The 19,305-nt window shown below is 36.5% G+C and carries 19 protein-coding genes and 1 riboswitch; all 19 genes read right to left on the reverse strand.

Annotated elements, in window-relative coordinates:
- Nucleotides 1-39 precede the first annotated feature (39 nt).
- The 19 genes from thiC to CaldiYA01_RS10430 all read right to left on the reverse strand — a co-directional run bounded on the left by thiC (nt 40) and on the right by CaldiYA01_RS10430 (nt 19,232).
- On the reverse strand, nt 40-1,302 hold the full coding sequence (gene thiC, locus CaldiYA01_RS10340) for a phosphomethylpyrimidine synthase ThiC (RefSeq protein WP_207179423.1): 1,263 nt from the start codon (nt 1,300-1,302) through the stop codon (nt 40-42).
- 6 nt (nt 1,303-1,308) lie between these two features.
- On the reverse strand, nt 1,309-1,974 hold the full coding sequence (gene thiE, locus CaldiYA01_RS10345) for a thiamine phosphate synthase (protein ID WP_207179424.1): 666 nt from the start codon (nt 1,972-1,974) through the stop codon (nt 1,309-1,311).
- Entirely contained in the window at nt 1,961-2,572 is a 612-nt protein-coding gene (thiF, locus tag CaldiYA01_RS10350; RefSeq protein WP_207179425.1) for a sulfur carrier protein ThiS adenylyltransferase ThiF, read from the reverse strand. The genes thiE and thiF overlap by 14 nt, the downstream gene beginning before the upstream one ends.
- Nucleotides 2,569-3,678, reverse strand: a complete 1,110-nt coding sequence (gene thiH, locus CaldiYA01_RS10355; RefSeq protein ID WP_207179433.1) for a 2-iminoacetate synthase ThiH — start codon at nt 3,676-3,678, stop codon at nt 2,569-2,571. The genes thiF and thiH overlap by 4 nt, the downstream gene beginning before the upstream one ends.
- Nucleotides 3,679-3,715: 37 nt before the next feature.
- Complete coding sequence (locus CaldiYA01_RS10360) at nt 3,716-4,480, reverse strand: thiazole synthase (RefSeq protein WP_207179434.1); 765 nt, start codon at nt 4,478-4,480, stop codon at nt 3,716-3,718.
- Between the two features lie 53 nt (nt 4,481-4,533).
- On the reverse strand, nt 4,534-4,725 hold the full coding sequence (thiS, locus tag CaldiYA01_RS10365; RefSeq protein WP_207179435.1) for a sulfur carrier protein ThiS: 192 nt from the start codon (nt 4,723-4,725) through the stop codon (nt 4,534-4,536).
- Between the two features lie 123 nt (nt 4,726-4,848).
- Nucleotides 4,849-4,974, reverse strand: a riboswitch (TPP riboswitch).
- A gap of 101 nt (nt 4,975-5,075) precedes the next feature.
- Nucleotides 5,076-6,041, reverse strand: a complete 966-nt coding sequence (locus CaldiYA01_RS10370) for an Rpn family recombination-promoting nuclease/putative transposase (protein ID WP_207179436.1) — start codon at nt 6,039-6,041, stop codon at nt 5,076-5,078.
- Between the two features lie 244 nt (nt 6,042-6,285).
- Nucleotides 6,286-7,248, reverse strand: a complete 963-nt coding sequence (locus CaldiYA01_RS10375; RefSeq protein ID WP_207179437.1) for an Rpn family recombination-promoting nuclease/putative transposase — start codon at nt 7,246-7,248, stop codon at nt 6,286-6,288.
- 100 nt (nt 7,249-7,348) lie between these two features.
- A complete protein-coding gene (locus CaldiYA01_RS10380) occupies nt 7,349-8,482 on the reverse strand; it encodes a DUF1648 domain-containing protein (RefSeq protein ID WP_207179438.1) in 1,134 nt (377 codons plus the stop codon).
- Nucleotides 8,475-8,861, reverse strand: coding sequence for a GntR family transcriptional regulator (locus CaldiYA01_RS10385; protein WP_207179439.1), 387 nt, complete (start codon nt 8,859-8,861; stop codon nt 8,475-8,477). Before CaldiYA01_RS10385 ends, CaldiYA01_RS10380 begins: the two co-directional genes overlap by 8 nt.
- A gap of 16 nt (nt 8,862-8,877) precedes the next feature.
- A complete protein-coding gene (locus CaldiYA01_RS10390; RefSeq protein WP_207182832.1) occupies nt 8,878-9,660 on the reverse strand; it encodes a YhfC family intramembrane metalloprotease in 783 nt (260 codons plus the stop codon).
- A gap of 213 nt (nt 9,661-9,873) precedes the next feature.
- A complete protein-coding gene (gene hprK, locus CaldiYA01_RS10395) occupies nt 9,874-10,809 on the reverse strand; it encodes an HPr(Ser) kinase/phosphatase (protein WP_207179441.1) in 936 nt (311 codons plus the stop codon).
- A 39-nt stretch (nt 10,810-10,848) separates the two neighbouring features.
- A complete protein-coding gene (gene uvrC / locus CaldiYA01_RS10400; protein ID WP_207179443.1) occupies nt 10,849-12,630 on the reverse strand; it encodes an excinuclease ABC subunit UvrC in 1,782 nt (593 codons plus the stop codon).
- A gap of 37 nt (nt 12,631-12,667) precedes the next feature.
- Nucleotides 12,668-13,900, reverse strand: a complete 1,233-nt coding sequence (locus tag CaldiYA01_RS10405) for a CdaR family protein (protein ID WP_207179445.1) — start codon at nt 13,898-13,900, stop codon at nt 12,668-12,670.
- Nucleotides 13,901-13,902: 2 nt separating this feature from the next.
- Entirely contained in the window at nt 13,903-14,760 is an 858-nt protein-coding gene (gene cdaA, locus CaldiYA01_RS10410) for a diadenylate cyclase CdaA (protein WP_207179447.1), read from the reverse strand.
- Between the two features lie 21 nt (nt 14,761-14,781).
- On the reverse strand, nt 14,782-15,630 hold the full coding sequence (gene amrS / locus CaldiYA01_RS10415; protein ID WP_207179449.1) for an AmmeMemoRadiSam system radical SAM enzyme: 849 nt from the start codon (nt 15,628-15,630) through the stop codon (nt 14,782-14,784).
- 17 nt (nt 15,631-15,647) lie between these two features.
- Nucleotides 15,648-17,048, reverse strand: coding sequence for an AmmeMemoRadiSam system protein A (amrA, locus tag CaldiYA01_RS10420; protein ID WP_207179451.1), 1,401 nt, complete (start codon nt 17,046-17,048; stop codon nt 15,648-15,650).
- 156 nt (nt 17,049-17,204) lie between these two features.
- Entirely contained in the window at nt 17,205-18,143 is a 939-nt protein-coding gene (locus CaldiYA01_RS10425) for a sugar phosphate isomerase/epimerase family protein (protein ID WP_207179453.1), read from the reverse strand.
- A gap of 45 nt (nt 18,144-18,188) precedes the next feature.
- Entirely contained in the window at nt 18,189-19,232 is a 1,044-nt protein-coding gene (locus tag CaldiYA01_RS10430; protein WP_207179455.1) for a Gfo/Idh/MocA family protein, read from the reverse strand.
- Nucleotides 19,233-19,305 lie beyond the last annotated feature (73 nt).

Here is a 19,305-nt window from a genome sequence, read left to right on the forward strand (position 1 = left end):
TACTTTCATCTCCTTTTTAAAAAAAACATGCCACAGCTTTTATAAAACAGCTTTATCCCTTGAATTTTTTACAGCACACAGCCTTCCACACATAGAGCATGTATCAGAAGGGTATGTGCTTCTATATTCTCTTGCCTTTTGCGGGTCAACCGAAAGGCTTATCATCTTTTCCCAGTCAAGGTCTCTTCTTGCTACTGACATCTCAATATCTTTTTCAAGCGGCTTTTTGAACCCTTTTGCTATATTTGCACTGTGCGCTGCAATTCTGAACGCAACAATCCCTTCTTTGACATCCTCTAAAGATGGAAGTCTCAAATGTTCAGCAGGTGTAACATAGCACAGAAAATCTGCTCCATTCAAAGCTGCAATGAGCGCACCCATCGCACCTGAGATATGGTCGTACCCTGCTGCAATGTCTGTTGTAAGAGGACCTAAGACATAAAACGGTGCACCGTGGCAAAGCCTTTTTTGAATTACCATGTTTGCTGCAATCTCGTTTGCTCTCATGTGCCCTGGCCCTTCTATCATCACCTGCACATCTTCTTTCCAGGCCATTTTGGTAAGCTCGCCAAGGTTTATAAGTTCTTCTATCTGCAGCGCGTCTGTTGCATCAGCCACCGCACCTGGTCTTAGACTATCGCCAAGGCTGATTGTAACATCATGTTTTTTGCATATCTTCAAAATCTCATCAAAATGCTCATACAAAGGATTCTCTTTTCCGTTTGCCATCATCCATTTATAAAGAAGTGCTCCGCCTCTTGAGACAATCTTGAGCAGACGATCATTTTTTTCAAACCTCTCCAAAGTCCTTCTTGTAATCCCTGCATGGATTGTGAAAAAGTCAACTCCTTCTTCTGCCTGCCTTTCAATCTCTTCTATAAACTCTTTGCCGTCAACCTTTGTGATGTCGTCGTGCCTTGATGCAACCTGGTAAACTGGAACTGTTCCTACTATAAAGTCATAGTTTTGAAGAATGTATTTTCTAAAGTTTGAAGCATCAAGCCCACTTGACAAATCCATCACAGATTCAACATCAAATTTTTTGGCAAGTTCAAGCTTTTGGCGCTCTAGATCAAAGTTTGGACATGCCTCTGACACACCAAGATTAACATTTATCTTGACATATGTTCCATCGCCAATGGCAAAATATTTGTCTCTTTTTCTATTCTTGTTTGCAGGAATAACAATCTTGCCCTCTGTAACTTTTTGCAAAAATTCTTCTTTATCTATCTCTTCATTTTGGATTGCAAGTTCCATCTCTCTTGTAAATATCCCCTGTTTTGCTAAGCTCATTTGAGTCATTTTCACTCATCTCCTTTCAAAACTTTTCAAAATCTTAAAAAGGCTTTCTATCTTTTTGCGAATATCATCTGCACCCACAATCTCTGTAACAGCACAGATACACCTTGCACCACTTGCTAAGACCTCTTTTAAATTGTGCTCCTTAATCCCACCTATTGTAACAAAAGGTAAAGGAGAATTTTCAGCTGTCCATTTTACCATTTCAAGCCCAATTGGTGGATGTGGATTGTCTTTTGTAAAGCTTGCAAAGACTGGTCCCAAACCCACATAGTCAGCACCATCTTCCTTTGCTTTCAAAACTTGGTCCTTTGTGTGTGTGGTAACACCGATTATAAATTTGTCACCCAAGAGTTTTCTCACCTCATCTGCTGGTAAGTCTTCTTGCCCCAAATGAACACCGTCTGCACCTACCATCTGGCAAAGGTCTGCATGGTCGTTGACAATTAAGAGTGCCCCATAATCTTCTGTAAGTTTTCTTATCTCAAGACATTCTTTGTACTTTTCTTTTAAAGATTTATATTTTTCCCTGTACTGAATAATTTTTATGCCGCTGTCAAGCATGGCTTTTACAATTTCAATATTAGACCTTCCATTTGAAAATTTCTCTGCTGTCATCCCATAGATGGTATATGTTGAAAATAGCTTTAATTTTTCTTCTTTAGTCAAACTCAAGCTCGCTCACCATCCTCAAAACCTCATCAGCCTGCATTGCAGCAACTGCAACCACTTTTGGAGCAAGAGGTTTTTTCTCTTTTATTGATGTTACAAAGTCACCTATAATCGAAAAGTTCTTGCCACGCTTGATTTTAATGTTTTCACAGTCGCCAAACCCTGCAATCCCTGATGCTAAGACAACCTTTTTTCCATGCTCGTGTGCTTTTCTGAAAATCAAAACCTTGGTAAGTTCATTGTCAACAGCTTCGACAATGATGTCATGTTCCAAAATCAAGCCATCTATGTTCGACTCATCAACCTTCATGTTCATAGCCTTTACACTTACATAAGGATTTATCTTTGAAAGAATGTCCTTGAGTGCAGAGGTTTTATCCTCACCTGCTTGATAAAAGAAATAATTTTGCCTGTTGAGGTTTGAAATGTCCACTTTGTCAAAATCGACTATTGTGAGATTTTTGACACCGCATCTAACCAGCAACACTGCAATGTTAGAGCCAAGGCCGCCACAGCCAATAATAAGGACTTTTACCTTTGAGAGATTTTCAAGCATTTTTTCATCAAAATAGTTTTTTAGCATAAGGTCAAATAAGCTCATAAACTGTTTACACCCCTTACCCAGTTAGTAAACTCGGGTCGCAGTCCTTTTTTTATTATACTCTCTACAACCTCAGCAACAGTTCTTCTATCTTCAACCTCAAACTGGGCATCTTTTTCCCCCTGTGTTGCATATCCGCCCACAGTTGTTTTAGAACCTGCCGACATCTTTGTTATACACACATCAATGAGTGCATCACGAAGTCGCGCATCTTCCCGTGTGGATATCACAATCCCAACTCTTGGAAGATAAAGCCTTGCAATAAGTAGAAACTTTATAAAATCTTTGTCAGAGATAGTGTATCGCGGAACAAAATCTACTCCTGCGCTTCTAAAGCGTGGGAATGAAACTGAGATTTCTGCTTTTGGAAATCTGTCAAGAAGATACTCTGCATGAAGCAAAGTACAAAGTACATCTTTTTTGGGATGAGACAGCCCCAAAAGCGGTCCCACACACGCTTCATGAAACCCGACAGATAGGGCTCTTTCAACAGCAGAAAGCCTAAAATCAAAATCCTTTTTTGGTCCAAAAGGATGTAGCTTCTCATAATCTTCTTTTTGATATGTCTCCTGATATATGGTTATTCCCACAACACCAGCGTTTACAAGACTTTTATATTCTTCTTCAAAAAGAGGATAAACCTCAATCGAAACTTCTGACATATATTCTGTTGCTATTTTGCAGGCCTGTTTAATATAGTCAACTGGAGAGTGTATTCTATCCTCTCCTGTGAGGATTATAACAGAGTCGATACCCTCTTCTTTCATACTCCTTAGCTCATTTTCAATCTCATCAAGATCAAGCTTCTCTCTTTTATAATTTTTCCTGCAAGAAAATCCGCAATAAACACATCCGTTTTGGCAGTAGTTTGAGATATACAGCGGCGCATACAAGAGGATGACCTTGCCAAAGTTTTCTCTTGTGATCTTTTTAGCTTTGCTTGCCATAAGAAGGATTAAGTTTTTATCTTCCACATTCAAGAGTTTTGCCACATCTTCAATGCTTACAACTTCTTTTTCTAAGATTTCACATACCTCATCATAAGTGGGGACATAATCTTTAAACTCTTCCCAAACTTTTTGAGCTTCTCTTATAAACTCTGTCATTTTTTTAGCACCTTCTTTTTTATTTGAAATATTTATTTTAGCCTGTTATAAAATCTTCCAAAGGTGATGACGCCTGAGCATACTCATATTCTTTCAAAAGCCCAACCTCAAAAGCAAGCCTTCCTGCCTCAACAGCTTTAGAAAATGCTAAAGCCATTTTCACAGGGTCTGAAGATGTTGCAATTGCTGTGTTGATTAAAACAGCATCAGCTCCCATTTCCATAGCCTTTGCTGCATGAGATGGTCTTCCAATTCCTGCATCAATTATCACAGGAATTTTTATCTCGTTTATAATTGGTTTTAAAAGCACTTCACAACCTATACCTTTGTTTGTCCCAATTGGTGAGCCAAGCGGCATGACAGCTTCAACACCAATTTGCTCAAGCTCTTTTGCAAGGTTGAGGTCTGGGTATATATACGGGAAGACATTGAACCCTTCTTTTACCAGAATCTCGCAAGCTTTCAAAGTCTCAATGCTGTCCGGGAAAAGGTACTTTGTGTCTTTTTCAATCTCAACCTTTACCCAATTGGAATTTGTAAGCTCTCTTCCTATCATTGCAATCTTTACAGCCTCTTTATGGTCCTGCGCACCTGAGGTGTTTACCATAATTATTGCATTTTTAGGGATATATTCTAACACGTTTTTGGTATGCTTGGTGTTAGGACCAATTCGTCTGACAGCAACAGCAAAAACTTCTACTCCTGCCTCATAGTACATTTTTTCAACAAGTGAGTAGTCAGGAAGCTTTCCTGTTCCAACAAAAAGTCTTGATTTGAGGGTCTTGCCACCTATCTCGAACATATCAATCGTCTCCTTTCTGCGTATAGTTTTTAAACTTGCAAAACTTAAAGTTTTTATCCACCGCCAACAAAACTTACGATTTCAACATAATCTCCGTCTTTGAGCAAGAAGTTTTCCCACATCTCCTTTTTCACAATTTCGCCATTGACTAAAACTGCACAGACTTGAGGATTTAAATTAAGACTTAGCAAAAGCTCAAGCACGTTTCCATAAAACTCCATCTCTTCATCATTTACCCTTATCAAAACTTTCACCTCCATTAAAAAAAGCTGCCTGTTGCCGGCAGCTTCTTGATCTTTTTGTGTAAATTCTGGGCAGTGTTTTTATAAAACAAAAGCCTTTAATGCCGGACCATTTTGCATTAAAGGCTTTGAAATCTGTGTTTTCCCTTCGCCGGCATTACCCGGATCAGGTTCAAAGGGTCAAGGCACAGGGATTTTTTAGTGCCTACTCTCAGCCGAGCTTTGCCCCGCTCAGCTCCCCCTTAAAACCAGATATTTAATTTTCACTTTTTAGTATAGCACTTTGGAAAAAGCTTTGCAAGAAAATCAAACTCAACAAAAAACTTTAAGTTATAAAAACCATAGTTTTGTTCTTACTTCAATTTTTTTATTTCTTCAGGTGTAAGACCCGTATACTTCGAAATAAGCTCTATAGGTTGATTATCTTTTAGCATCTGTTTTGCAATTAATTTCATTGCTCGCTTCATACCTTGTTTCATACCTTGTTTCATACCTTGTTTCATACCTTGTTTCATGCCTTGTTTCATGCCTTGCTTCATTGCCTCTTTAGCAATTTTTTTCTTTTCTCTTTCGATTCCTTGCTTTATCTTTTCAGCTGTGCTTGAAAACATTTCATCCACCTCCAATCCTGATTTTTTAAACATTTCTTCTGCTTCTTCTTCACTAACACCATAAGCTCTTAAAATAACTTCATACAGCCAATCAGCCAATTCTTCTCTCTGTTCCCAATTAAGATGTATTTTCCCTCTCAAATTTAATATCCTATTTAGTACCCTTTCAGGATTATTAGATACCTGGTCAATGTACATCGCTATTGCTAATACATTTGATGCACTTATTAATTTCTCCTCGGGTATACTTTTGATATCTAAGAATATCACTTTGAAATTTTGTGCGAACTCAGGAAAATCTTCTGCAAATAGGATAATTTCGCTATACTGTTCATTAGGTTTCCAATGACTTATGCCATTATACAGTACAATTGGCACAACTACTGGTATTTCACCATTTACTTTGTTCTTGAGCTGAATAAGATGCATATATTCATATAACCTGTGCAAAATTCTCTTGTCCTTTTTACTTTGAAACTCAATAGTCAAACAAAAGAAAAAATCTTTATATTTTATTTTATACACTATGTCTGAGCTTTTCTTTTGCCACCTTTTATTTATCGACTCAGTTGCAATAATCTCTATATCATTCTTTTCTATTCTCCTAAATCTTTCTTCATTTAAAACATCCTGTAAAAACCAAATTAGATTCTCTTTATTAGAAAATAATTTCTTGTATCCTTCATCATACTTTCTATAAGTGCTCATACTTTTCTCCTTTTTGTAAAATTACAATCATCGCAAAAAGTCAATGCTATTTTTATTATACCTCTTTTAAACCATCGATAACAATAAGCTTTTTCAAATTCCAAATCTATCTAAATTGTAATATTAAATACAACATTTTTTAAAGAAACTAAAAATTATCAATTGATTAAGGCTTCAATACTTTCTTTTATCGTTACATTTAATTTTGCAACAAACAATAAAGTTTTTTAAGTTGTTCTGGACTTTAGTTAATCTTTTCCCGCGCTATCTTTTCAATCTCTTCAGTACTTAGGTTGGTCGCCTTGGATATGACATCGTATGAAATTCCTAACTGAATCATTCTTTTTGCTGTCTCTATCCTCTCTTGCTGGATACCTTGTTGAATCCCTTGTTGGACGCCTGCCAAAAATTCTTTTGTTTTTGTCTCATCCAAAAGCCTTGCCACATTTGACACAAACTCACCCATCAGCTCCACCCCCTCTTGTCTTACCTTCCTTACAAGCTTGTCATATTCTTTCTTTTGTTCATTCCCTAATCTTGGTCTTATAACATACTGGGACCATAGCAAAAACCTCTCAATATTGTTAAAACTTAGCTTCTTTAAGCTTTGTTCAATTTCTTGTAACCTGCGAACTAATTCATTGCTGTCATTTCTTACCTGTTCTAAATAGAAAATTATTGGTGTTAAAACATCTTCTTCTTGCAAGTAATTTTTGACATCAATTTGAGCAATATCTACAACCTTGTACTTGAAAATATCATTTTTAAAAATATCAAATGCCCCAATTATATCGGTAGACACTTCCCACCTTCTATCAAGCCCATTATAAACAACAATAGGAATAATAGCCGGCAGTTTTTCAACACCATTTCTTATTTCTTCTGCCCATATGGAAATCATATACCGCAATAATCGTTCTGGCATATCTTTTGCTACTGTTGATTGGTTTTCTATCAATATATAAAAATATACATCTCTGTCTTTTAGCCTTGCTTTTGCCACAACATCTGCCTCTACTTGAGAAAATTCCTTTGTAATGTAATTTGTCTTTTTTATTTCAATTGAGCTTTCACGTATTTCGTTCGCCCAACTATAGTTTATGATTTTGCTCAACAAAAGATAAATATCCTTAGGATTTTCAAAAAGAAGTTTAAAAGTAGAATCATGCTCATTTGCAGGAAGTTTTTCCTTGTTTTCATTGTCCATTTAAATAATTCTCCTTAGAAATCAAATTTTAAAGAAGAGTGAGAATAATCTCTACAGTATTATTATACCACATCTTAACGTAAGCATGAATCAGACAAAATCAAATCAAAACCAAACTCACAACTACCACTGCAACCAAAATACCAATTATTAAAAACCCTATGAACTTGCCAAGCGGCTTTGCGTAGTTTAAATCCCAGCCAAATCCCCCAACCCGCCTTTCGACAAAGAGGGCAGGGTCGTCAGGATTGTAATAAAACATCCCTGCAATCCAGTATTTGTCGTCATCTCTGTCAATTATTTTTTCGGATATTTTTTCTTCTGGCATCAAATTTAATCTTTCAGAATTAATGTTGAATACTTTCATAAGATAATATCCTAATGTTATTAAGGGAAATGTGAGAAAAACTGGAAGTAAAGCCAACGTGGTTTGAATATTTATGATGTCAAGCATTGAAAAAATAACCAAACCCATTATAAGCTCTATTAAGACTAAAATCCAAATCAAAAAGTACACTGTATAGCTTTTTACTTTCTCGTTCTGCTCTGCAGATTTCTCAGGAAAATATATACTCAGTTTCATTTTACCTTTTTTTGTTAGCTCATAAACAAAATATCCCAGGCCCTGAGCTAACAACATACTTCCAAACATCACACAAAGAGGCTTTATGAGTTCTGACTTTGGCCCACTATAATCAACTTCAAGCTTTTGTTTGTAATGAAGTGGAATTATCTTAGGAAGTTGGTTGTATCTCACCACAGTTATTATTAACAAACCTATAAACACACCAATTGGTACTAAAAACCACAACCTTGACGGATATCTCCCTTTTTTATCCTTTTTAATAGGTACAACCACAATTTGCTTTTTTCCTTCTTGCCAATTACCTTTTTTCTTAGCTTTTAAAACTTTTCTGTAGATTACATAGTGATTGAGTGTCATTAAAACAATGACAAACAGTGGATATAATATGTTGTATTTTATCAAAACTCTCTCTGTACTCTCAAAAAGAATATAGAAAAACAACAAAGTAGGAATTAAAACTGTTAGAGCAAAGTTTCTCCAGTATTCTTTATAAAATTTCTGTGTAACTTTACTTTTTTTAATAGTAGGCGGAACGTTTACCCCAAACAAAATATGCTCTCTCGAAAAGTACGGAATAAAAAAACATAGTAGAACAAGAAAAATCTGTGCAGGAAAAGAAAGGATAAAAATCAGTAGCTTTTCACTCATCTTCCCTTCCCCCAAAACTATCAAAAATAGTTTCAATCAATCTTATTAATTCATTCTTATTCATACCCTTGCAAATGGCTTTTGCAACAATTGGAGTAACTTCTTCTATTATCTCATTTAAAAACTCCTTATTATAACCTTTGCTCACAGCAATATAAGCCCCATACTTTTTGTTAATAGCAATAAGTCCCATATCTTTGAGCTCATTGTATGCCTTTGCTACTGTGTGCATGTTGACGCCAATTTCGCTTGCAAGGTCTCTGATAGAAGGAAGGCTGTCGCCATTTTGAAGTTCTCCTCTTGCTACTGCCTCTATTATTTGGTTCTTTATTTGCTCATAAATTGGCATGTCAGAGGTAAAGTCAATTTTTATAAACATCTCGCTTTCAGCCCTTTTAGCTTTCTTGTATTCTATGAATATCTTTCCACTTTATGATATAAAATAGGTTCAACACAGCCCAAAGCAAAACTACAAACTCAATAGCAAATATATTAACTTTCAATAATGACATGTATGCAACCGGCGTATCAATGATTGTATGAAGCAATATCGCCAGCACGAGATAATAAAGCTTTCCTTTCTTAACAGCCACCAGAACCAAAAGTGAAAGAGCAATCTGAACTGCCATTGTGAAAACTCTTTCAAAACCAGCAAGAAGAAATGCTGAAGCTGGCGTATTTATCAGTGCATTTTTTATAGCACCGATTACCTCAGGCGCAACTTTGCTTTTTAAAAGTGTATCTAAACTGCCAGAGTTGATTAAGAATGAAAACACAATGTTGTTTATATAGCTCATACCAACAAGCAAGATTGATTCAATCCCACCATGTCCAATCCCATAAGCAAGACCGTTTTGATAGTTTAGCCTATCTTTTAAAAACCCTTTAAAACCAATGTATCTTCCAACCTCTTCAAAAATCCCAGCTGTCAAACCCAAAAAGAGAGAGTATACAATGTAATGCTTGGAAAATTGTACAAAGTAACTTTGTTTTGACAAGATCTGAAGTATCGGAATTCTCAGAACAATCTGAGAAATGAAAAATATTAATGCTCCTATTAAAATTGATTTCAAAACTTCTGAGTACTTCTTTAAAACAACCACAGCCAGCACAACCGGAAAGCCTACTGAAAGAAGAAGTGTAATGCACATAAAGATAATTTTGAGATTAGATACCAACACAAAGCACCTCTTTCTAGGTTATATCTGTTATATAGATTATATAACACATATGTTTTAATTGTCAAATAAAATAAAAAAGAGGGCTTTTGCCTCAGTCTACCTGAATGTGCAAAAGCCCCAAAAGCCATTTCCAGAAGCTTTTCTTTTCATTGTTCTTTAGATTTGTCATTTTTACCTCTATTAATATCTGTTTTATCTTCATTAACCTTTTTACTCAGATCCATTTCCTCTGCTCATCTGTTTTTGAAGTCTTTCTGTGAGGGCTTTTGCTGCGTTGTAGCCCATTTTCTTTTGTCTGTTGTTCATTGCTGCAACCTCAACAATGATGGCAAGATTTCTTCCGGGTCGAACTGGTATCACAAGTGTCGGTACTTTTATCCCCAAAATTTCTATGTATTGGTCATGAAGACCAAGCCGTTCATATTCCTTGCCCTGTTTCCATGTTTCAAGCTGGATCACAAGGTCAATTCTTTCGGACTCCTTGACGCAACCAACACCAAACAGGTTTTTGACATCCAGTATCCCAATCCCTCGAATTTCGATAAGATGCCTTATAATCTCGGGTGCTTCACCGACAAGTGTCTTTTCAGAAACCTTTCGAATTTCAACTGCATCGTCGGCAACAAGAATGTGCCCTCTTTTTACAAGCTCTAAAGCTGTCTCACTTTTCCCAACCCCACTTTCGCCAAGCATCAAAACACCTTCACCATACACATTTACAAGCGTGCCATGGCGGGTTATCCTTGGTGCAAGTTCGTGTGTCAAAAAAGTGCTCAAATTTGTCATAAACCTTGTCGTAACCTCTTGAGTGCGAAGAAGAGGAACACCATACTTTTTTGAAAATTCCAAAAACTCCTCAAAAGGTTCCTGGTTTGAGGTAATTATCACACACGGGATATTTCGCTGAAAAAGTCTTTCAATTGCGTCTCTTCGCTGCAAGGGTGTCATGGTCTTCAAATACGCCATCTCAGAAATTCCTATTATCTGCACCCTTTGATCATCAAAATACTCAAAAAACCCCATAAGCTGCAAAGCGGGTCTATTCAAGTTCATATCCTTTATTTTTCTCTCTTCAATGCCACTGATTTCTGTCAAACACTCTAAATTGAGCTCTTTTATAATTTTGCCAACTGTTGTGTAGAACAATGTATATTTACACCTTCCTTCACTTTTGTCAATCTATTCTTATACTCCTATCTTTTCTTTTATCTTCAAAGCAACCTCATATGGAATGTCAGCTGCCTTTACAATTTCTTCAATGCTTGCCTTTCGCAAATTGTCAATTGAGCCAAAAGTCCTGAAGAGTTTGAATTTCCTTTTTTCTCCTATTCCCTCTATTTCATCTAAAATTGACTCATACAGATGCTTCTTTCTAACTTCTCTGTGGAACTTCACTGCAAACCTGTGCGTCTCTTCTTGAATAGTATATATAAGTTTATACACAAGCGGATACTCTTGAATACCCACCTCTTTACCATTGTAAATCAAGTCCCTTGTTTTGTGTCTATCATCTTTCACCATGCCAGCAACAGGAATAGAAAATCCTAAAGTGTTCAAAACCTCTAATGCAGCATTGACCTGATTTTGTCCACCATCAATCAATATCAAATTAGGAATTCTCCCATGTTTTTCTAAATTTTTGAACCTTCTTGTCAAAACCTCTTTAACACTTCTAATATCATCTTGACCCTCAAATCCTTTTATCTTGAACTTCCTGTAAAATTCTTTGTTGAACTTCCCATCCTCGAACACAACAAGAGTCCCTACGTTGTCAGCACCTGCAATGTTGGAAATGTCATAACTTTCTATCTTTTCAATTTCGTTTTCAAGTCCAAGGATATTTTTAAGAGTTAAAAGCGCCTCAGCATAAACATCATCTACTCTTTGCCTGTTAGCAAGTGAAATCTCTGCATTCTTTTTTGCCATGTCAAGAAGCTGCTTTTTTTCACCGTGTTTTGGAACAGTTACCTTCACTTTGAAACCATAAAGTTTTTCAATCATCTTTTCAATATTGTCAGCATTTTCTATATCGCAGGGAATTATAATCTCTTTGGGCAAAGATACAACATCAGAGTAGTACTGCTCTAAAAATCTCTCAAATGTATCCTCTTCAGCTTTAAAAACAAACTCTTCCTTGTTTATAAGCTTGCCATTTCTGATAATCAACACAACAATTGCAATGTGTGTGTGGTCCTTTGCAAAGTTTATGACATCTTCACTTCTGTCATCTGCATAAATGACTTTCTGTTTTGTGATTATTCTCTCCAGACTTGAAAGCTTATTTTTTACCTCCTGCGCCTTTTCAAACATTAGACGTTCGGCATATTCAAACATCTTTGCTTTGAGCTCTTCAACAATTTCATCGCCCTTGCCACTCAAAACCTTTACAGCTCTCTCAACCAGCTTTTGGTATTCTTCTTCTGATACATCTCCCTTGCACACACCAAGACACTTTTCTATATGAAAGTTAAGGCAGGGCCTTCCCTTGCCAAGCTGGTCAGGGAACTTTTTCTTGCAAGTCCTGAGCATAAAAAGGCTTTTGAGTAGCTCAACTGTTTGTTTTACAGAATATCCGCTGACATATGGACCAAAATATCGGCCACCGTCTTTTTCAACTTTTCTTGTCGTCACAAGCCGCGGAAACATCTCGTTTGTTATCTTTATATACTGGTAGTTTTTGTCATCTCTCAAAAGAACATTGTATTTGGGCCTATATTCTTTTATTAGGTTGCACTCTAAAATCAAAGCTTCTACCTCGTTGTCTGTCACAATATAGTCAAGGTCTTTTATTTTCCTTACCATAAGCCTTGTCTTTGGAGGCATATCTTGAGAGTTTTGAAAATACTGTCTGACTCTATTCTTGAGGTTTACAGCCTTGCCAACATATATAACATTTCCATTTTCATCCTTCATTATATAAACCCCTGGCGATGTTGGAAGATTAGAAAGTTTTTCTTCAAGCAGCATCATGTCATCTCCTCTTTTTGGCGCACACAGTATTCTTTTATTGGGATTGAGGCTGACTACTTTCTGAAATTTCTACTTTTATGTAAATAGGAGAAACTTCAAAATCTTCTACGTTCGGAGGTTTTTCAACAAACACCTGAAGGTCGTAACTTCCTTTGGTTAAATTTGATACATCTACATAAGCTTTCAAAGAATTAAAATCTATAGAATCTTGCACGCTTTGGTAGTATTTGAGTGCTACTTTTACCTTATCAGGACTCAGTTTTGCAACAAGCCCAGGTTTTAATCCTCTCACTTCAACAGGAATATTAATAGATTTCTCAACAACTGAATCTGTATATATGGTGATTGTTACTTGCTTTACATTATCTAAAGACTTTATATTCTTCGGAAGACTAAAGTCAAATTGAAATGTTGATTTATTTTCAAGCATCTTTGTATCAATAGTCCCCACAATAATCTCATTTATTGAATTTATATCTTCTTCTTTTCCTGCTATGTTAATTGTAGAAGGTTTTAAAATCACCTTTGAGATAACCTTACTGGGTGGAAGACTACCTTTAAACTTGACACTCAAAGGCACTTGCTTCGTTTTAAGTATCTCTACGTAAACATCCACACTCTTTTGTGAAAGGTCAAAAAGCGATGTTATGTCCTTTCCCCTTGAATCTATTACCTTTACAGGGACAGAAGCCTTAAAAGGTCTGTCGTTTAAACTCAAGTTCAGTTGTGCTATACACTTGGAAATTTCTTTTACATCGCTTTCAGCACCTCTTATGCTTATCACATTAGGCTCTTCCTGGTAACCATTAATTATATATCCTTTTTTAGGATTACCACTTATCTCAACAGAAACATCTCTCTGGATTGTTACGAGATTATCAATTGATACTGTGACATTTTTAGGATATACATTTTCTATGTTAATCCTGTGATAAGGATTTTGGATAGTTACAGGCAATTTTATCTCACCTGTTTGTCTTATATCAGAAAAATCAACTACCGCTTGGATATTCTTTTCGTCAACTTTGCTAAGTTCATCTTGTGTCCCACTTACGACTATTCTTACTTCTTTTGCATCAGTTTCTCTTAATACAAGACCTTTTGATAAAGTTGTCATGTTATATTTAATAGGAATAATTACTTCTCTTTTCTTGATTGGATTTATGATGCTGTTCACATAAAACCATAGAACAATTGCAATCAAAATTGAAACTATTCTGAGCCAGAAATTGTCGTCTTTCGGTTTTTTTACAGAAATCTTTTTCAACTTTAGCGCCTCCACTTGAAAATACTTAATCCATTTTTCTCTTTTTCTTGCTTCAAAGGCCTGAGAAGTATCTTTCTTAAAGCCTCAGGTCCTAAGTTTCTTGTAAGACCACCATTGTATGCAACAGAAATAGTACCTGTCTCTTCTGACACAACAATTGCTGTCGCATCAGAATTTTCAGATATCCCAAGTGCTGCTCTGTGTCGTGTCCCAAGTTCTTTGCTTATGTATCTATTCTCGGATAGAGGCAAAAAACACGCAGCTGCTTTTATCTTCCCATCTCTTATAATCACTGCACCATCATGAAGTGGGGTGTTTGGAATAAATATATTTATCAAAAGCTGGGATGAAATCTCTGAATCAATTATAATCCCTGTGTTGATAATATCCCCTATTTTGGTCTGACCTTCGACAACAATCAATGCACCAATCTTGTTTTTGGAAAGATACATCACAGCCTTTATAATCTCTTCAACACTGTTTTGCCATTTTATTGCCATTTCTTCATCTGGGGCAAGCCACAAAAACTTGCCCCAGATTTTGCTTCTCCCAATCTCCTCTAAAGCTCGTCTCAGTTCTGGCTGGAAAACTATCAAAAGTGCCAGAACACCGTAAGATAGTGTATTTGTCAAAAGCCAATTTATAACATTCAGATTCAACCATTTGCTAACTTGGGTAATTACAATTAAAACTGCTATTCCTTTTATCAGCTGATACGCTCTTGTGTCTTTTATCCATACAATTATTTTGTATATCACAAATGATACAATTGCAATGTCAATTATATCAAATGGCGACACCCTTATCAGTGTTACGTTCCTCAAAAATTCCTGAAGATAAAAAGAAAAATCTTTCCACAAACCTTTCTCCCCCAATATTTTCTATATATTGCCAAGATACACATTCACAAGATACTTTTTAGCAACTTCTCTCAGTCTCATTAATGTCTCCTTTGGTGTTGGAGGAATAGTCATCTTGTATCTTGGAAAATATCTAGTAAGATGCAGCGGAATTCTATCATCAATTGAAGCAATCCACTTTGCAAGATTTTCTATTTCTTCATCCCTATCATTTAACGTTGGAATAATGAGTGTTGTTATTTCTATATGAATCTTTTTAGCACAAATCTCAACAAATTTTTTCACAGTTCCTAAATCACCATTACAAATCTTTTTATAAAATTCATCATTATAAGCTTTTACATCAATATTTGCTGCATCTATTACTTTAAGTAACTCATAAAGCGGCTCTTCGTTTAAATATCCGTTTGTAACAAGCACAGTCTTTAACCCTTCTTGTTTAAAAACTTTTGCGACATCCATTACATATTCAAACCAGATGGTAGGTTCATTGTAAGTAAAAGCAATGCCAATACACTTTGGGTCTTTTTTAGCAAGAGCAATGAGCTTCTCAGTCTCAACCTCGAACACGTTTGGAGTTAGCTGGGAAATCTCAAAGTTCTGGCAGTGAAGACATTTAAACGAACATCCAAACGTTCCTATAGAGAGTATGCTTGACCCCGGATAAAAATGATATAGAGGTTTTTTTTCAATAGGGTCAAATGCAATTGAAGAGATATAGCCATAGTTTAGCGAATAAAGAACTCCATCAACATTTTTCCTTGCTCTGCAAAAACCAGTGCTGCCCTGTGGTAGAATGCATCCATGCGGACAGAGCTTGCATCTGACTTTTTTTTCTTCAAGCTTTTCATAATATCTTGCCTCAACCATTCTACCCTCTTCCCTTACTACTTGTGTCTTTCAACTGTAAACCTTTCTATCTCAAAATCTTCACTTTCATAGTCAATTCCTGCTTTTCTGCAGGCTATCTTAAGCTGATCTTCAACTGTGTCAACACCTTCTAAATCAGGAAGCAAAAGACCTTGCCTTGTTCCTTTTCTCACAATAACTCCATATTTTTTAGGATCAAGTTGGTCTTTCGAGTTTACCTTCTCAGGTGGGCTTAGAATATCAACATCATACACAAGACTGTCAAGCTCATCTTCTGTTACCTCTTCAAACCTCGGGTCGTGAAACCCTGCTGCAACAGCGTTTCTAATTATCTCTTTTGCGATGTTCTCCTGTGTGGGGAAAATTGTACCTATACAGCCTCTTAAATTTCCATCCTTTTTGATGGATACAAAAACTCCTGCTCTTTCTCTTAGCATCCGTTCTGTGACATAATCTGGTATATGGTCTAAGTACCTGCGGTGTCTTACATAGTATTCTAAGCTTTCTCTTGCAAGTCTTATATACTCATCTTCATTTTCTCTTATCTTTTTTAGTCTCTCTTCCCTTTTTTGAACTATCTCCTCAAACAAAGAAGAACTTTCTTCCCCTTTCTGGTAAAAAGCAGCAACACAGTATCCAACGCCAAAAGGTCCTTCATATGAATAAACCTTTGATTCTATACTATAGCCCTCAAATGATCCAAGCAAAACCTTTATGGACCTAAAACCGCATTCTGCCGCCTTCTCTGAAAGCTCAGGGTCTATGTCATAAAGTGCACGTGTGTTGCTACTTTGTAAAAGCTCAACCAAGAGTCTATCAAACTCGGGTCCTTCCTTTGCAAACCCGTAAGGTCCATCGTAAGAGAGTTTGTGCGAAAGGTCACCTGAAGCTATAATTAAACCTTTTTTACCATGCTTTTCAATTGCCCTTCTGAGTATCATTCCATATTTATAAAGCTTAATATCATCAAGCATACAGTAAGAAGTGTGTATAAGCTCAAACTCTTTATACTTTTTTGTGACAAAATAAAGTGGAACCATTGCACCATGGTCAAGATCTCGCGAAACGCCATATCTTTTTTGAATTTTGTCTGACACAAATCCAACCGTCAAACCTTCTTTGCTGCACATCTTTGCTATGTCTTGAACTATCTCAAGGTTATTTTTGAACCTAAATTCAATCCCATATACACCCCATCTTGCAAGGCTTCCACCAATTTCTGGCTTGTCGTTCAAGAAAAAAGCATCCGAAAACACAGGTGCATGGGGTGATATTATGACTATGACCTCAGGCTTATATTCAGCTATCTCATCTGCTATTTTTCCCAAAGCATCCAAAGTTGCCTGGCACTTTTTCTCCTCGCCTCTCCCAATCTCGGGAATCAAGACGGGTGGATGTGGTAACAAATACCCTACCATTTTTCCCTGCTCCTTACTTTGATTTTTTGCAGGTTTTCATATATAATATTTTACCCTTTTTTTGTGCCTGCTTCTACTACTCAAATGTTAAAAAGTTGTTACAAAATAAAACGGTCGGCAAAATTTTTCTTCCGACCGCTTAAACAAAATGTTTTTTTATATCTCATTCAAGATATTTTTTAAATATTCAAACCCAAGCCTTAGTCCCTCTTTTACTTTTTCTTCAGTCCCCTCATATTCTGGGTCTTCATGTTCTATGCTTACAACAAAGTTATAGCCGTTTTGTTTTAGCTCTTTCAAAAATGCTTTCCAATTAATCTCGCCACGACCTGGCATTCTATACACCCAATATCCCATATCCCACTCATTTTTCCTTTGAATCTGGCTACCAAAAATGGAATATTTATTGAGCTTGTCTTTCAAAATCTGAGTATCCTTTGCATGGACATGGAATATTTTGTCTTTGAACTCTTTTATGACCGAAACAGGGTCAATTCCAAGCCAAAGAAGGTGCGATGGGTCAAGATTCAAACCAAAGTTGTCGTAAGGTAGCCTTGAGAACATCTCTTCCCAAAGCTCAGGTGAGTATGATATTGTCCCCATCCATCCACCATTTGGGTTCCAGCCTGGCATAGGGCAGTTTTCAATTATAATAGAAACTCCTTTTTCCTTTGCATACTCCAAAATCTCTTTAAACACAATCTCAAACTCATCAAAGTTTTCCTTGATTGTTTTTTTATAGTTTCTCCCAACAAATGTCCCAACATACTTGACGCCAAGAAGATTTGCTGCATCAATCACCTTTTTTAAATGGTCATGGTAAGATTTTCTTATCACAAGGTCAGGGTGCAGGTTGTTGTCATAGTATGCAAGAGAAGAAATTTGCATATTGTTCTGCTCAAAAAGTTTTTTTATTCTTTCTGCTTGATCTTGTGTAAGATTTGCAACATCCAAGGTTGTACCAGAATAGTCTCTTGTATTTTTTACAGGCCAGCACGCAACTTCCAACATCTCAAAACCAATGCTTTTTGCCCACACAACAAGATTTTCAAGGCTTTGTTTTGGCAGGCAGGCTGTTAAAAACCCAAGTTTCATGCTATCGTTAGCTCCCCTTTCCATCTTCAGAATTTGGACCAATGCTTAATAATCAATCTTCACAATCTTGCCAGTCTTTGCTGACTCAAAACATGCAAACACAACTTTCATGGTCTTCAAACCTTCTTCTCCAGAAATTTTGGGTGGTGTGTTTGTCAAGATACAATCTACAAACTCGTCTATCACACCTGATTTTGTTTGTCTTTCGTTTGTCTGCATTGTGTCAAGCTCAAAATATGCTTTTTGACCGTTTGCATATCTTATTATCATCGAAAATTTTGGGTCTGCATAAAGTATAATTGAACCCTTCTCACAGTAGATTACAGTTGAATTATCTTCACTTCCTGGATATGTCCATGAAGCAGTTACAGTTCCAACCGCTCCGCTTTGAGTTTTTAAAATACAAACAGCATTGTCATCAACATCTATTAAATTACCATTCGGATATCTTTTTGCAAGAGTCGTAACAAACGCAGCTGCCTCAACAAACTCCTCACCAAGTAAAAATCTCATAAGGTCAATCTTGTGAACGCCAAGGTCACCCATTGCACCAAATATTGCTGCTTCTTTGTGGAAAAACCATGTATCGGGCCTGTCTGAGCTCCAGCTCTCAGGTCCGCCATGACCAAAGGTTGTTTTAAAACTCAGCACTTTCCCAAGCTCACCGCTTTGTATTACCTCTTTTGCCTTTTTGTGGGCTTCATTGAACCTCTGGTTGTGAGCAATCATCAAAAACTTGCCCATCTCTTTTGCAGTCTCTACCATCATCCTGCACTCATCTTCTGTTGTTGCCATTGGCTTTTCACAAAGAACATGAGCACCCTCTTTTAAAGCTTTTATAGTAGCATCAGCATGAAGACAATTTGGCGTTGCAACCACTACTGCATCAGGTTTTATTTCTTTTAGCATCTTTTTATAATCATCATAGACATTTCCAACTTTAAATGTCTCTGCAATGGCTTTTGCATGGTCTAAATTCTTGTCACATACAGCAACAAGCTCAACATTGGGATTTTGCTTTGCCTCCGGCGCATGCCTGTGCTTTGTAATCGAACCACATCCGATTATTGCAAGCTTTAGCTTTTTCAATTTTTTCTGCCTCCTTAATTGTGTAATTGATTACATAAGATATTATAACTCATAGTGTAATCAATTACAATGG

Source organism: Caldicellulosiruptor diazotrophicus (assembly GCF_017347585.1).
GTDB lineage: Bacteria > Bacillota > Thermoanaerobacteria > Caldicellulosiruptorales > Caldicellulosiruptoraceae > Caldicellulosiruptor > Caldicellulosiruptor diazotrophicus.

Bases quoted from the DNA above. Each gene is read 5' to 3' on its own strand.
- thiH (WP_207179433.1), bottom strand. From the start codon at position 3,678: ATGACAGAGTTTATAAGAGAAGCTCAAAAAGTTTGGGAAGAGTTTAAA.
- CaldiYA01_RS10425 (WP_207179453.1), bottom strand. From the start codon at position 18,143: ATGAAACTTGGGTTTTTAACAGCCTGCCTGCCAAAACAAAGCCTTGAA.
- CaldiYA01_RS10360 (WP_207179434.1), bottom strand. From the start codon at position 4,480: ATGTTCGAGATAGGTGGCAAGACCCTCAAATCAAGACTTTTTGTTGGA.
- thiC (WP_207179423.1), bottom strand. From the start codon at position 1,302: ATGACTCAAATGAGCTTAGCAAAACAGGGGATATTTACAAGAGAGATG.
- CaldiYA01_RS10370 (WP_207179436.1), bottom strand. From the start codon at position 6,041: ATGAGCACTTATAGAAAGTATGATGAAGGATACAAGAAATTATTTTCT.
- CaldiYA01_RS10375 (WP_207179437.1), bottom strand. From the start codon at position 7,248: ATGGACAATGAAAACAAGGAAAAACTTCCTGCAAATGAGCATGATTCT.
- uvrC (WP_207179443.1), bottom strand. From the start codon at position 12,630: ATGCTGCTTGAAGAAAAACTTTCTAATCTTCCAACATCGCCAGGGGTT.
- CaldiYA01_RS10385 (WP_207179439.1), bottom strand. From the start codon at position 8,861: ATGTTTATAAAAATTGACTTTACCTCTGACATGCCAATTTATGAGCAA.
- thiF (WP_207179425.1), bottom strand. From the start codon at position 2,572: ATGAGCTTATTTGACCTTATGCTAAAAAACTATTTTGATGAAAAAATG.
- CaldiYA01_RS10380 (WP_207179438.1), bottom strand. From the start codon at position 8,482: ATGAGTGAAAAGCTACTGATTTTTATCCTTTCTTTTCCTGCACAGATT.
- amrA (WP_207179451.1), bottom strand. From the start codon at position 17,048: ATGGTAGGGTATTTGTTACCACATCCACCCGTCTTGATTCCCGAGATT.
- amrS (WP_207179449.1), bottom strand. From the start codon at position 15,630: ATGGTTGAGGCAAGATATTATGAAAAGCTTGAAGAAAAAAAAGTCAGA.